Origin of the sequence: Methylobacterium sp. E-066 (genome assembly GCF_022829635.1) — a bacterium.
Taxonomy (GTDB): Bacteria; Pseudomonadota; Alphaproteobacteria; order Rhizobiales; family Beijerinckiaceae; genus Methylobacterium.
On record NZ_JAKSYO010000089.1, the window covers coordinates 25,097 to 37,850 of the forward strand.

The 12,754-nt window shown below is 69.4% G+C and carries 11 protein-coding genes; 6 read left to right on the forward strand and 5 right to left on the reverse strand.

Going from position 1 to position 12,754, the window contains the following annotated elements; all coding sequences use genetic code 11:
* The first annotated feature begins 46 nt into the window (after positions 1 to 46).
* The 4 genes from MKL20_RS10545 to prfB all read left to right on the forward strand — a co-directional run bounded on the left by MKL20_RS10545 (position 47) and on the right by prfB (position 3,355).
* Entirely contained in the window at positions 47 to 1,264 is a 1,218-nt protein-coding gene (locus MKL20_RS10545; protein ID WP_243963267.1) for an LL-diaminopimelate aminotransferase, read from the forward strand.
* A 134-nt stretch (positions 1,265 to 1,398) separates the two neighbouring features.
* Positions 1,399 to 1,611, forward strand: coding sequence for a hypothetical protein (locus MKL20_RS10550; RefSeq protein ID WP_147855602.1), 213 nt, complete (start codon positions 1,399 to 1,401; stop codon positions 1,609 to 1,611).
* A 107-nt stretch (positions 1,612 to 1,718) separates the two neighbouring features.
* Entirely contained in the window at positions 1,719 to 2,072 is a 354-nt protein-coding gene (locus MKL20_RS10555) for a hypothetical protein (RefSeq protein WP_244036633.1), read from the forward strand.
* A 154-nt stretch (positions 2,073 to 2,226) separates the two neighbouring features.
* Positions 2,227 to 3,355, forward strand: a protein-coding gene (prfB, locus tag MKL20_RS10560) for a peptide chain release factor 2 (RefSeq protein ID WP_243963250.1) whose coding sequence is annotated in 2 segments (ribosomal slippage) — positions 2,227 to 2,295 and positions 2,297 to 3,355 — 1,128 coding nt in all. Because the reading frame shifts where the segments join, the coding sequence is not laid out codon by codon here.
* A gap of 502 nt (positions 3,356 to 3,857) precedes the next feature.
* On the opposite strand, the gene MKL20_RS10565 is transcribed toward prfB, so the two are convergent.
* The gene (locus tag MKL20_RS10565; RefSeq protein WP_244036634.1) at positions 3,858 to 5,171 is read right to left on the reverse strand and encodes an OmpP1/FadL family transporter; all 1,314 of its coding nucleotides are present in this window, start codon (positions 5,169 to 5,171) and stop codon (positions 3,858 to 3,860) included.
* A 414-nt stretch (positions 5,172 to 5,585) separates the two neighbouring features.
* On the opposite strand from MKL20_RS10565, the gene MKL20_RS10570 reads away from it, so the two are divergent.
* Both MKL20_RS10570 and bioB read left to right on the forward strand, forming a co-directional pair.
* Positions 5,586 to 6,470: a fumarylacetoacetate hydrolase family protein gene (locus MKL20_RS10570; protein WP_243963254.1), complete on the forward strand. Its 885-nt coding sequence runs from the start codon at positions 5,586 to 5,588 to the stop codon at positions 6,468 to 6,470.
* A gap of 83 nt (positions 6,471 to 6,553) precedes the next feature.
* Entirely contained in the window at positions 6,554 to 7,555 is a 1,002-nt protein-coding gene (bioB, locus tag MKL20_RS10575; protein WP_243963255.1) for a biotin synthase BioB, read from the forward strand.
* A gap of 4 nt (positions 7,556 to 7,559) precedes the next feature.
* Here bioB and MKL20_RS10580 read toward each other — a convergent pair whose 3' ends face one another.
* The 4 genes from MKL20_RS10580 to MKL20_RS10595 all read right to left on the reverse strand — a co-directional run bounded on the left by MKL20_RS10580 (position 7,560) and on the right by MKL20_RS10595 (position 12,699).
* On the reverse strand, positions 7,560 to 9,026 hold the full coding sequence (locus MKL20_RS10580; protein ID WP_244036635.1) for a sensor histidine kinase: 1,467 nt from the start codon (positions 9,024 to 9,026) through the stop codon (positions 7,560 to 7,562).
* Between the two features lie 835 nt (positions 9,027 to 9,861).
* The gene (locus MKL20_RS10585; RefSeq protein ID WP_244036636.1) at positions 9,862 to 11,091 is read right to left on the reverse strand and encodes an acyl-CoA dehydrogenase; all 1,230 of its coding nucleotides are present in this window, start codon (positions 11,089 to 11,091) and stop codon (positions 9,862 to 9,864) included.
* Positions 11,092 to 11,200: 109 nt separating this feature from the next.
* Entirely contained in the window at positions 11,201 to 12,130 is a 930-nt protein-coding gene (locus MKL20_RS10590) for an AEC family transporter (RefSeq protein WP_244036637.1), read from the reverse strand.
* A gap of 95 nt (positions 12,131 to 12,225) precedes the next feature.
* Positions 12,226 to 12,699, reverse strand: a complete 474-nt coding sequence (locus MKL20_RS10595; protein ID WP_243971047.1) for a hypothetical protein — start codon at positions 12,697 to 12,699, stop codon at positions 12,226 to 12,228.
* Positions 12,700 to 12,754 lie beyond the last annotated feature (55 nt).

Here is a 12,754-nt window from a genome sequence, read left to right on the forward strand (position 1 = left end):
CATGAACGAGAGACGCCGGATTCGGGACGCGCCGATGGACACGCCGATGACCGATTTCCACCGCATCAAGCGCCTGCCGCCCTACGTGTTCGAGCAGGTCAACCGGATCAAGGCAACCGCCCGAGCCCAGGGCGCCGACATCATCGATCTCGGCATGGGCAACCCCGACCTCGACGCCCCCAAGCACGTCATCGCCAAGCTGTGCGAGACGGCCGGGCGTCCGCGGACCGACCGCTACTCCGCCTCGAAGGGCATCGCCGGGCTGCGCAAGGCCCAGGCCGGCTACTACCAGCGCCGCTTCGGCGTGAGCCTCAACCCCGACACCCAGGTGGTGGCGACGTTGGGCTCGAAGGAAGGCTTCGCCAACATGGCCCAGGCGATCACCGCACCGGGCGACGTGGTGCTGGTGCCGAACCCGAGCTACCCGATCCACGCCTTCGGCTTCCTGATGGCCGGCGGCGTGATCCGCTCCGTGCCGGCCGAGCCGACCCCGGCGATGTTCCCGGCCCTCGAGCGGGCCATGCGCCACTCGATCCCGAAGCCGGTCGCCCTGGTGGTCTGCTACCCGTCGAACCCGACCGCCTACGTCGCCGATCTCGATTTCTACCGGGACCTCGTCGCCTTCGCGAAGCAGCACGAGCTGATCCTGCTCTCGGACCTCGCCTACGCGGAGGTCTATTTCGACGGCAACCCGCCGCCCTCGGTCCTGCAGGTCCCGGGCGCGATCGACTGCACGGTGGAGTTCACCTCCCTGTCGAAGACCTATTCCATGGCCGGCTGGCGCATGGGCTTCGCGGTCGGCAACGAGCGCCTGCTGGCGGCGCTCTCCCGGGTGAAGTCGTATCTCGATTACGGCGCCTTCACGCCGATCCAGGTCGCCGCGACCGCGGCGCTGAACGGCCCGGACGACTGCATCGACGAGATGCGGGCGACCTACCGCAAGCGCCGCGACGCGCTGGTGGAGTCCTTCGGCAAGGCCGGCTGGACGATCCCGTCGCCCGCGGCCTCGATGTTCGCCTGGGTGCCGATCCCGGAGCGCTACCAGGAGATGGGCAGCCTCGAATTCTCGAAGCTGCTGCTCGAAAAATCCGACGTGGCCGTGGCGCCGGGCATCGGCTTCGGCGAGTTCGGCGACGCGTATGTCCGCATCGCGCTCGTCGAGAACGAGCAGCGGATCCGGCAGGCCGCGCGCAACATCCGCCGGTTCTTCGACGGCGGCGACAAGACCCTGCACAACGTCGTGCCGCTGGCCCGGGCCGTCTGAGGCCGGGCCGAAAAGTTGTTGCCGGCGGGCGACAGGCGCCGTCAAAGGCGTCGTCGTCCCCCGCCGGCGCTTGTCAGAGCGGATCGCGATGCGCAGGGTCGGGCACGGGGGTCCTCCCGCGTCCCGAGTGTTGCATGCGCCGCCTGAACCTCATCGCCGCCCTGCTGCTCGCCGCCGCGGCCTCGGCCTGCGCGCCGAACCCGATCATCGCGCGGGATCCGGTGCCCGCGCCGGGCCCGACGGATGCCTATGCCTGCGACTCGAAGCCGTTGCCGGTCAACGCCTTCATCTCGGATTGCCGGCCGGTGCCGGCGAGCCCGCAGGTGGTCCTGCGCGCCCGCGGCTGACCGGGGTCCGGTTAACCGGTCGGTCCGCATGCGCCGGACAGGCCGCCCGCGATAAGCTAGAGTGTAGGCCTGACGCCGGCCTGGCCGGCCCCGTGACGGAGCATTGCGTGAGCACCAAGACCCTGATCGCCGCCGGATTGCTCGGTCTCGTCGCCCAGGCCGCCGCCGCCGAGCCGGCCTTCCCGCCGGGGATCCCGCAGCCGCGCGCCTACGTGTTCAGCGCGCCCAACGGCCCGACTGTGCTTCAGGCCGAGGGCTGCTGCCAGGTGATCGTGCCGCCGGGCCGCCCCGACCTCGCCGTGCCGCCGGTCCCTGTGGCCCAGGTGATGAACGGCGGCGGCTTCGGCTATACCGGCTTCGACTATTACAACGACCAGATCACCGAGGGCCGGTTCGGCGCGCAGCGGCGTCCGAAGGAGTACGTGATCGCCCCGTCCTACATCGTGCCGCCGCGCTACTGAGCGGATCCGACGCGCGAGCAGAGCGAAGCGATCCGGCAACGCGCCGTCTCGTGGACGAGCGCGATGCCGCGTGAGGATCCGGCCGCCGTTTACAGGCCGGCCCCCGGGCGGTATCACCCGGCCCGACACCGCAACCCCATTCCCGAAAAACCAAATGCGCGCCGAGATCGAGCAAGCCTCGGATGCCGCCAAGCAGTCTATAGGGCTGCTGAGGAGGCATCTTTGACTGGGATACTGTCGATAAACGCCTCGCGGAGCTGAACGCAGCCTCCGAGAACCCCGACCTGTGGAACGACGCCGACGCCGCGCAGAAGGTCATGCGCGAGCGCCAGCAGCTCGACGAGGCGGTCTCGTCCATCCGCAAGCTGGAGCGCGACCTCGAGGATGGCGCGACGCTGATCGAACTCGGCGAGATGGAGGGCGACGAGTCCTCGATCCGCGAGGGCGAGGCTGCGATCCTCGCCGTCGAGAAGGAGGCGGCCAGCCGCCAGGTCGAGACCCTGCTGTCCGGCGAGGCCGACGGCTTCGACACCTACCTCGAAGTCCATGCCGGTGCCGGCGGCACCGAGAGCCAGGACTGGGCGAACATGCTCCAGCGCATGTACGCGCGCTGGGCCGATCGCCGGAAGTACAAGGTCGACATCGTCGAGTGGTCGGACGGCGAAGAGGCCGGGATCAAGGGCGCCACGCTCCTGATCAAGGGCCACAACGCCTATGGCTGGCTCAAGACCGAGTCCGGCGTGCACCGGCTGGTGCGGATCTCGCCCTACGATTCCAGCGCCCGGCGGCACACCAGCTTCGCCAGCGTCTGGGTCTATCCGGTGATCGACGACCGGATCGAGATCGAGATCAAGGAATCCGACTGCCGGATCGACACCTACCGCTCGTCCGGCGCCGGCGGCCAGCACGTCAACACCACCGACTCGGCGGTGCGCATCACCCACAACCCGACCGGGATCGTGGTGGCCTGTCAGCAGGAACGCTCCCAGCACAAGAACCGCGCCACGGCGTGGAACATGCTGCGCGCCCGGCTTTACGAGGCCGAGCTGAAGAAGCGCGAGGAGAAGGCCAGCGCCGAGGCCGCGGCCAAGACCGATATCGGCTGGGGCCACCAGATCCGATCCTACGTGCTTCAGCCCTATCAGCTGGTGAAGGACCTGCGCACCGGCACCCAGTCCACCGACCCGGACGCGGTGCTCGACGGCGCCCTGGATCCGTTCATGGAGGCCTCGCTGGCCCAGCGGGTCTATGGCGGTGCGGAAGAGGTCGAGGACATCGACTGAGTCTTCTTGTGAGTCGGGACGGTTGCTGCCTCCCGCGCGTTTTCCTCCCCCGCTGAGCGACGACCTTCACACATCGTTGCCGGATGGAAGCAACGGCCGGACCCAGGCGCGTCTCCCTCCCCCCTCTGCGGGGGAGGGTGGGCCTCGCGTCAGCGAGGGTCGGGAGAGGGGAACCCGGCTTCAGGACAAGGCGTGACCGGCATTACGGGCAAAGCCCAATCCTGCACCGTCGCTCCCCTCTCCCGACCCCCTGCGAGGGCCACCCTCCCCCGCAGAGGGGGGAGGGAGGGCCGCGGTGTCTCCAGCGTATCCTGCCGACCCCAATGTATGAATCCGCTCGCCCGCTAAGGGGGGAGGGTGCCTCCCGGGAGGGTGCCTCCCGAAGCGGGTCGGGAAAGCTCACTGTCCGGTCGTGCGTAACAGTGACGACGGTCCCAAAGCTCACCGGCAGTTGTAGCCGAGGGGGCGCGGGAGCCGTCCGCCACGCGTGGCCGATCTCCCCTCAATACTTCCGCACCAGCGGCGCCGGGGCGGCCGGCGGCGGGGCGCCGAACACGTAGCGGAAGCCGACCGAAACAATGTCGGCGCTCGAATCGACCACGCCCGCGAAGGCGATGTTGCTGACATTGTAGTCGCGCCCGATCCCCGCGAGCACGCGCGACCGGTCGAGGAAGAAGTGTGAATAGGCCAGGTTCAGGGTCAGGCGCTCGTTCCAGCGGTAGCTGGCGCCCACGGAGGCGATGTAGCGATCGCCGTCCGGCAGCCGCACCGAGCGGTTGCGGAAGTCGATCGGCGAGGATTCGTAGGCGAAGCCGGTCCGCATGGTCAGGTTGGGGGCCGCGTCGTACTCGGCACCGATCGAGTAGGTGTAGCCGTCCTTGTAATTCAGCGGCAGGTTGTTGACCGGCACGCCGAGGCGGTTCGACACGATCCCGACCGTCCCGAGCCGGGACCACTGGTCCCACTCGAAGCCGAGATCGACCCGGGCGACCGGCGAGATCGCCTGGACGAGGCCGACGCTCAGCTTGTCCGGCGTGTTGAGCTTCGCACGCACCTGCCCGGCCAGCGGCGCCAGCGCCACCAGCGGCACGCCGATCGAGCCATCGATGTCGTGGTGGACCGACGAGCGGTAGCCGATGCCGATCACGGTGCCGTCGCGGGGCGTCAGCGTGGCGCCCGCCGTGAAGCCGACGCCCCAGGATTCGCCCTTGAGGAACCCGCTCGGATAGAGGGACGGCGCGATGCCGGGGATCGGCAGCGCCTGCCGCAGGGTCAGCCGGAAATATTCGATGTTCGGGCCGGCGGCGAGCGACAGCCACTCGTTGACCTTGAACCCGATCACCGGATTGAATGCCAGCGTGAAGATCCGGGACGAGCGGCCATAGACCTCACCGGCCCAGACCTGGTTCGGCTTGGTCACGAGGCCGAAGGGCGCGCCCGTCGAGAGGCCGAGCCACAGGCGGTCGTTGAGCTGGTAAGAGGTCGCCCCCGCGGGCACCACGGCGCCCTGACCGATATCGCCGGAATTGCCGAGGCCGGCAAAGCCGGGATTGGTGCCGGGCGCGGTCCGGATCTCGGAGGAGAGGCCGATATAGGTGAGATTCTGCTCCGCGACGAAGCCGGGGTTCATCGTGATCGTCGCGGGGTTCCAGAAGATCGACGAGACACCGCCGGAGCCGGCGGCCGCGCCCGCGAAGGACAGGCCCTGGGCCTGGGTGCTCTGCTCCCGGATGCCGAACGCTCCGGCCCGGGCCTCCCCGGCGCCGAAAGCCGCCACCGAGGCCGCGAGCACCACCGCGCGCATTGTCCCGCCCATCTCGCTCCCCCGAACCGGTTGGTTTGCCCGGCGCCCTGATTCGACCTTGCGTACCGGCCCGGCGCTGTTGCCGGTATGGTGCAGGTTTCCGCCGGTGGATCGCAACGACGATTTCTATTCCGGCTCGGGCGTAGCGTTCTGATCAGCGGCCGAGAAGCAGCGGGTTTTACTCCACACAGGCGCAACGAAAACTGATCTTTCGCAACACAGACTGTTCTTCTCCGAGCCGTCGCGACTGTGAACAATAGATCATGGCGCATTGAGATATGCACTTTTTCACCATGATGTTGCCAAGTTGTGACACCCGGGGATCGTGTCTGATCGATTGGATGCGCTTGCACCGGCGGGGATGCGCGGCCATGGTCCCGGCGTCCGGCGCAGACCGGTTCCAGGGAAGGATGAGGAGTCGCGGCGATGAAGCTCTTTCGGCACGGCCCGAGCGGCGACGAGAAGCCCGGCCTCGTGGATGCGCAGGGCGGCCTGCGCGACCTCTCGAGCCTCGTGCGCGACATTGCCGGGCCGGCGCTCGCGCCCGAATCCCTCGCCCGGCTGCGCGCCGTCGATCCCGAGAGCCTGCCGAAGCTGCCGCCGGATACGCGGCTCGGCCCCTGCGTCGGCGGCACCCGCAACGTCATCGCCATCGGCCTCAACTTCGCCGACCACGCCGCCGAGACCGGCTCGCCGATCCCGGCCGAGCCGATCATCTTCAACAAGGCGCCGTCCAGCCTGTGCGGGCCGAACGACACGGTGATCATCCCCAAGGGCTCGGCCAAGACCGACTGGGAGGTGGAGCTCGCCGTGGTGATCGGCCGCCGGGCGAGCTACGTCCACGCCAACGAGGCGCTCAGCTACGTGGCCGGCGCCTGCATCTGCAACGACGTCTCCGAGCGCGAGTGGCAGCTGGAGCGCGGCCCGACCTGGACCAAGGGCAAGAGCGCGCCGACCTTCGGGCCGCTCGGCCCCTGGCTGGTGACGCTGGACGAGATCCCCGACCTCAAGAACCTCGCCATGAGCCTCGACGTCAACGGCGAGCGCCGCCAGACCGGCTCGACCGCGACGATGATCTTCGACGTGCCCCAGCTCGTCGCCTACGCTTCGCACTTCATGCTGCTGGAGCCCGGCGACGTGATCACCACCGGCACCCCGCCGGGCGTCGGCCTGGGCATGAAGCCGCCGCGTTACCTGAAGGCCGGCGACGAGATGGTCCTGCGCATCGAGCGCCTGGGCGAGCAGCGCCAGACGGTGATCGCCTTCGACGATTGGACCGCCAAGGTCTCGGCGGGTGAACCGACCCATTGAAGCGATGCCGCCGCCTCCGCACCGGATGGCGGCGGCCCGATGGGCGCTTGATTTTGGCCACCGATCCCACTCAAGAAGACATCATGAGCCAAGCTGCCGACCCGCACGCCTCCGATTTCCGCCACGACTGGAGCGTGGCCGAGATCCGCGCGATCCATGATCTGCCGCTGCTCGATCTGGTCTATCGGGCCGCGGCCGTGCATCGGGCGTACAACGACCCGAGCGACGTCCAGCGCGCCAGCCTGCTCTCGATCAAGACGGGCGCCTGCCCGGAGGATTGCGGCTACTGCTCGCAATCGGCCCACCACAAGGGCACCGGCCTGCCGCGCCAGCGCCTGATGCCGGTGGAGACGGTGCTGGCCGAAGCCGCCGCCGCCAAGGCCAACGGCGCGACCCGGTTCTGCATGGGCGCGGCTTGGCGCAGCCCGCGGGACGGCGCGGAATTCGACTCCGTGCTCGACATGGTGCGGGGCGTGCGCGGGCTCGGGATGGAGGCCTGCGTCACCCTCGGCATGCTGACCGCCAGCCAGGCCGAGCGCCTGGCCGAGGCGGGGCTCACCGCCTACAACCACAACCTCGATACCGGGCCGGACTATTACGACAAGATCGTCTCGACCCGGACCTACGCGGACCGGCTGAACACCCTGGAGCGGGTTCGCGAGGCCGGCATCGGCGTCTGCTGCGGCGGCATCATCGGCCTCGGCGAGGGGGTCGGCGACCGGGTTGCGATGCTGCAGGTGCTGGCCAACCACGCGCCGCATCCGGAGAGCGTGCCGATCAACGCCCTGGCCGCCGTCCCCGGCACTCCGCTCGGCGACACCGCCGCGCCGGTCGATCCGTTCGACATGGTGCGGATGTGCGCCACCGCCCGCATCGTCATGCCCAAGGCCCGGGTGCGCCTGAGCGCCGGACGCAAGGCGCTGAGCCGGGAGGCGCAGGCCCTGTGCTTCCTCGCTGGCGCCAACTCGATCTTCTACGGCGAGCGCCTGCTGACCACCGCCAACAACGAGGCGGATTCCGACGCCGCCCTGCTGCAGGATCTCGGCATCCGGGTCGCCGAGCCGATCCTCGCCGCGGCGGAATAGCGGTTCAGCCCTCCGCCAGCACGATCCGGAACCGGGCCCCGCCCGCGCCCGGGTCGAGGGTGAGGGTGCCGCCGTTGATCGCGATCAGCTCGGCCGCGATCGGCAGGCCGAGGCCAGTGCCGCCCGAGCGCGTCGAGCCCTGGAACGGCGAGAACAGGTTCTCCCGGGCCCGCTCCGGCAGGCCGGGGCCATTGTCGGTCACCAGGATGGTCACCCGGCCGGGCTCGTCCCGATTGGCGGCCACCCGCACCTCGGCGTCGGGCACCCCGGCGCCGTCGAGCGCCTGGACCGCGTTGCGGACGAGGTTGGCGAGCGCCCGGGCGAGTTGCTCCGGATCGGCCTGAACCCGGCATTCGCCAGGCTCGACGACGACGCGGACGGCACCGGACGCGAGCGCGGCGAGATCCGGCAATTCCGCGAAGAGCGGCGCCAGCGGCGTGGCGCTCAGCTTCGGCGCGCGCTCGGAAACGCGCCCGTAGGCCAGGCTCGCTTCGCAGAACCGGATCGCCCGGGCGATGGCCGCCACCAGCCGCGGCGCCACGCGCTGGACCATTGGGTCTGCGGTGTCCTCCAGCCTGTCACCCAGCAGTTGCGCGCCGGTCAGCAGGTTGCGCAGCTCGTGGCTGATCTTGCTCACCGCCAGACCGAGCTCGGCGAGCCGCCGCTTCTGGCGGAGCTGCTCGGCCAGGATCCGCTGCATACGGCCCAGCGCCAGCTCGGCCTGGCCGATCTCGTCGCGGCGGCGAGACGGCGCGATGATCCGGCCGGCATCCTCCGGATTCTCGGCGAAGGCGGTGATGCTGGTGGCGAGCCGCCGCACCGGGCGCACGATCAGCACCTGCAGGACCACGAAGACCAGCCCGGCCGCGGAGGCCGCGATGATCAGCGAGGAGACCAGCAGCCGCAGCGCGTAGTCGATCATGGCGGCCCGGAGCGGCGCCTCGTCGAGCAGAATCTCGACCCGGTCGAAGCCGATCCCGCCCTCTCCGATCACCCGGATCGGATCGCGAACCGGCGCCACCAGGGTCCGCCAGGCCCCCCGGATGGTCGACAGGGCGGTGACGTCGCGCAGGTCGACGGTGTCGGAGACCGTCTCGGGCACCGGCTCGATGGCGAGCAGCCGCTGGGCGCCGCCGCCGCGCACCGCGATCGCCCGGGCGTTGACCCCGGCGAGCAGCCGGCTCTCCAGCGCCTCGGAGACCGGCTCGCCGGTGCGGCCGTCGAGGACCAGGGCGGCGACCTGTGCGGCCGCGACCCGGTCGGACATCCACTCGATCCGGTAATTGGCCACGGCCGGCACGTAGGTCAGCACCTCGGCCACCACCACGAAGGCGACGGTGACGAGGAACAGCCGCCCGGACAGGCCGAGCCGTGCCGGGCGCCGCTCGGGCACTTCGCGCGACGCAGCGGCCGCCGGAGCCGCGACCGTATCGGATTCGACGGCCACGCCCATCACGCTCCGGGCCGCCATCGCGGACCGAGATCGGCGGGGCGAAGATCGTAAAAGCTCGAGCCGTTTCCGGCCTTCGCGCAGGACATGGTCGTGGCGCCATCGTTTCGAAGGCGAGACGACAGGGGCCGTCCCGCGCGCACTATACGAGCACGATGGGGCCGGAGTTGCATGTACCTTAGAGCACCTCGAAATTCGTCCCCGCTCGGGAGTGCTGAGCGGACGGCGCCCCGCGCCGTCCTTGCGTGCGCGGCGCGGCATACCGGGGATGCGCCGCGTTCCGGGATCGCGCCTTCCCTGGGTGTGAACGCGATCCGCGTGGGCGTTGGGTGGCCGCTTTCGACCGAGACCGTGTGAGGACACGGTTTTTGCTGACGCCGGTCGCACACGAGAGGTTGGATCACAGATCGAAGCGACGGCCCTCAGAGCCTGTTTGACCGGTCTTTCCCATTCTCGCCCTCATCCTGAGGTGGCGTAGCGTAGCGGAGCCCTCGAAGGAGCCCTCCAGCCAGCCGCGCGATCCCTGGAGGGCTCCTTCGAGGCCCAGCGATCTTCGATCGCCGGGCACCTCAGGATGAGGGGAGAGATTGGGATCTCCATCGGCAGAACCATCATTCGACTGCGTACGTGCGGTCAAACAGGCTCTCAGGCCCGGATGACCGCGATCAGCAGATCGACCCCGAAGATCTGGATCCTCCGCTTCATGGAAGCCAGAACGTGGAGGCTCATCTCGGTCCTGACCTTGGCCAAGGTCCGGGTCATGACGTGGGTCGCTCCTATTCCCTTCGAGGTCTCCGCTTCGCTCCGCCACCTCAGGATGAGGGGGTTGGTGGGAGGAGCGGCGATGTCCCAAAGTCTAAAAAAACGCCTGCAGCCCCGTTTGGGCCCGTCCCAAAATCAGCGCGTGGACGTCGTGGGTGCCCTCGTAGGTGTTGACCGTCTCAAGGTTCTGGGCGTGGCGCATCACGTGGTACTCGCCCATGATGCCGTTGCCGCCGTGCATGTCCCGGGCGGTGCGGGCGATGTCGAGGGCTTTGCCGCAATTGTTGCGCTTGATCAGCGAGATCATCTCGGGGGCCATCTTGCCCTCGTCCATCAGGCGGCCGACCCGCAGCGAGGCCTGGAGGCCGAGGGTGATCTCGGTCTGCATGTCGGCGAGCTTTTTCTGGACCAATTGCGTTTGCGCCAGGGGACGGCCGAACTGCTTGCGCTCCAGGGTGTAGTTGCGCGCCCGGTGCCAGCAATCCTCCGCCGCGCCCATGGCGCCCCAGGAGATGCCGTAGCGCGCCCGGTTGAGGCAGCCGAACGGACCTTTCAGCCCGGAGACGTTGGGCAGCAGCGCGTCCTCGCCGACCTCGACCCCCTCCATGACGATTTCGCCGGTGGTGGAGGCGCGCAGGGACAGCTTGCCCTTGAGGGTCGGGGCGGAGAGGCCCTTCATGCCCTTCTCCAGGACGAAGCCGCGGATCGCGCCCTCGTGCGCGTCGGACTTCGCCCAGACCACGAACACGTCCGCGAAGGGGGCGTTGGAGATCCACATCTTGGCGCCCGAGATCCGGTAGCCGCCGTCGATCTTTTCCGCCTTGGTCTTCATCCCCGCGGGATCGGAGCCGGCATCGGGCTCGGTCAGGCCGAAGCAGCCGATCCACTCGCCCGAGGCGAGCTTCGGCAGGAATTTCTGACGCTGTTCCTCCGAGCCATAGGCATGGATCGGGTACATCACCAGCGAGGATTGCACGCTCATCATCGAGCGGTAGCCGGAATCCACTGCCTCGACGGCGCGGGCCACCAGCCCGTAGGCGACGTAGGAGGCGCCGGCGCAGCCGTATTCCTCCGGCAGGGTTACGCCGAGCAGGCCGAGCTCGCCCATCTTCCGGAACAGGCCGGGATCGGTTTTTTCCTCGGCATAGGCCTCGACGATGCCGGGCAGGAGCTGCTCCTGCGCAAAGCTTTGGGCCGCGTCGCGGATCGCCCGCTCGTCCTCGGTGAGCTGGTCGTCCAGCAGGAACGGGTCCTCCCAGACGAAGCGCGCCGAGGCCGGGGCCGACGGGGAGGCGCTGCCCGGGGGGCGCATCGGAGCGTTCATGGGATTTCCTCGCCTGCAGGATGCGGCGGGCTTCGGCCCCGCGCTTGGCGTCACCCTAGACCCGCACGGCCTGCGGTCCAACGTGCCCGGTGACGCTGGGCTCCGAGCGTCACGCCCGGCCGAGCAGCATCAGCCAGCCGAGGGTCGTCAGCGGCGCCAGCAGCGTCGAGACCAGCACGGAGGCCGCGACCATCCCGGTCTCGGTCCGGTAGCGGGCGGCGAGCAGGTAGGCGTTGATCCCCACCGGCATCGCGGCGAACAGGGTGGCGACGCCCGCGTAAGCGGTCGGCATCGCGAAGACGTGGAAGGCGAGCACCCACACCGCCAGCGGGTGCAGCAGGTTCTTCAGGCAAGCGATCACCAGCGCGCCCTTGAGATCGAACAGCACCCGGTAGCGCTTGAGCCCGGCGCCGAGCGCCACCAGAGCGCAGGTCGAGGCGGTGCCGGCAAACGCGTCGATCAGGGATTTGGGGATCCCGGTCGGGGTGAGGCCGGTGCTCTTCATCGCCATGCCGATGAGCAGAGCCACGAAGATCGGGTTCTTGAGCAGCACCAGGGCGAGGCCGCGGATCCGGGCCAGGACCGGCAGGCCGGAATCGGATTCGATCAGGAAGGTGGCGCAGCCCATCATCAGCGGCAGGTGGACGGCGAGCAGCATGAACAGCGGGAAGGCGCCGTCCTCGCCATAGGCCTGGAGGATCATCGGCACGCCGACGAACACGGTGTTCGATTGGCTCGCCGCGAAGCCGTGCAGGATCGCGCCGCGCCGCTCGATCCCGGCACGGCGCCGGGCGATCAGCGTGCCCACGAACCAGGACAGGCCGGCCCCGCCGAAATACGAGATCCAGTAGCTCCAGGCGACCTCGCCATTCATGCCCGGCCGGGTCAGCGTGGCGATGATCAGGGCCGGCACCGCGACCGCGAAGACGTATTCCGAGAGGCCGTCGCTCACCTTGTCGGACAGGAGCCCGGTGAGCGCCGCGCCCCAGCCGATCAGGACGATCCCGAAGATCGGGGCGATGATGGCGAGGGCGTTCACGAAACCGGCGGGGCTCTGGGCGGGACGGCCCGCGCATAGCATATCGCAGCCAGCTTATGCGCCCCCGGGGCGAGGCCCGAGGGCGGGTTTCCGACCTACTTGTTCTCCAGAACCTCGATCGGGTTCGTGCGCTGGCTGGCGGGCGGCTCCTTGGTGAGGTTGGCGCCGCCTTCCCGCTGCGCCTTGACGTCCTTCGGCGCACCCGGGCCGCCGACTGCCGCGCCGCCCTGGCCGGACTGAGTCGGCACGGAGCCGGAGGCCAGTTCCAGGCAGGTCACCATCTCGACATAGGACGGGTAGCCGCCGGCCTTGAACTGGCTCTCGCACTGGCGCTTGGCCGCGGAGGTGTAGCTGCCCCAGTGGTTCTCGGCCTCGCGCTTGGCCTCCCGCTCGGAGCGGAGGCAGCCGTCGTAATTGGCCTGGTCGCTGATCGAGGTGTTGGCGACCTGCGCCGACTTGCAGGTCGTCTCCACGTCGAGGTTCGGCACCGTGTCGGCCCGGGCGGATCCAGAGGCGAGGGCCAGGAGCGCGAGCGCCCCGGGGACGGAGGCACGAAAGGGGACGGGCATGGTCGTGAGGCTCGCGGTCTGTGGCGATGGTCGCCGGCGGATTTGCCGGCACAAC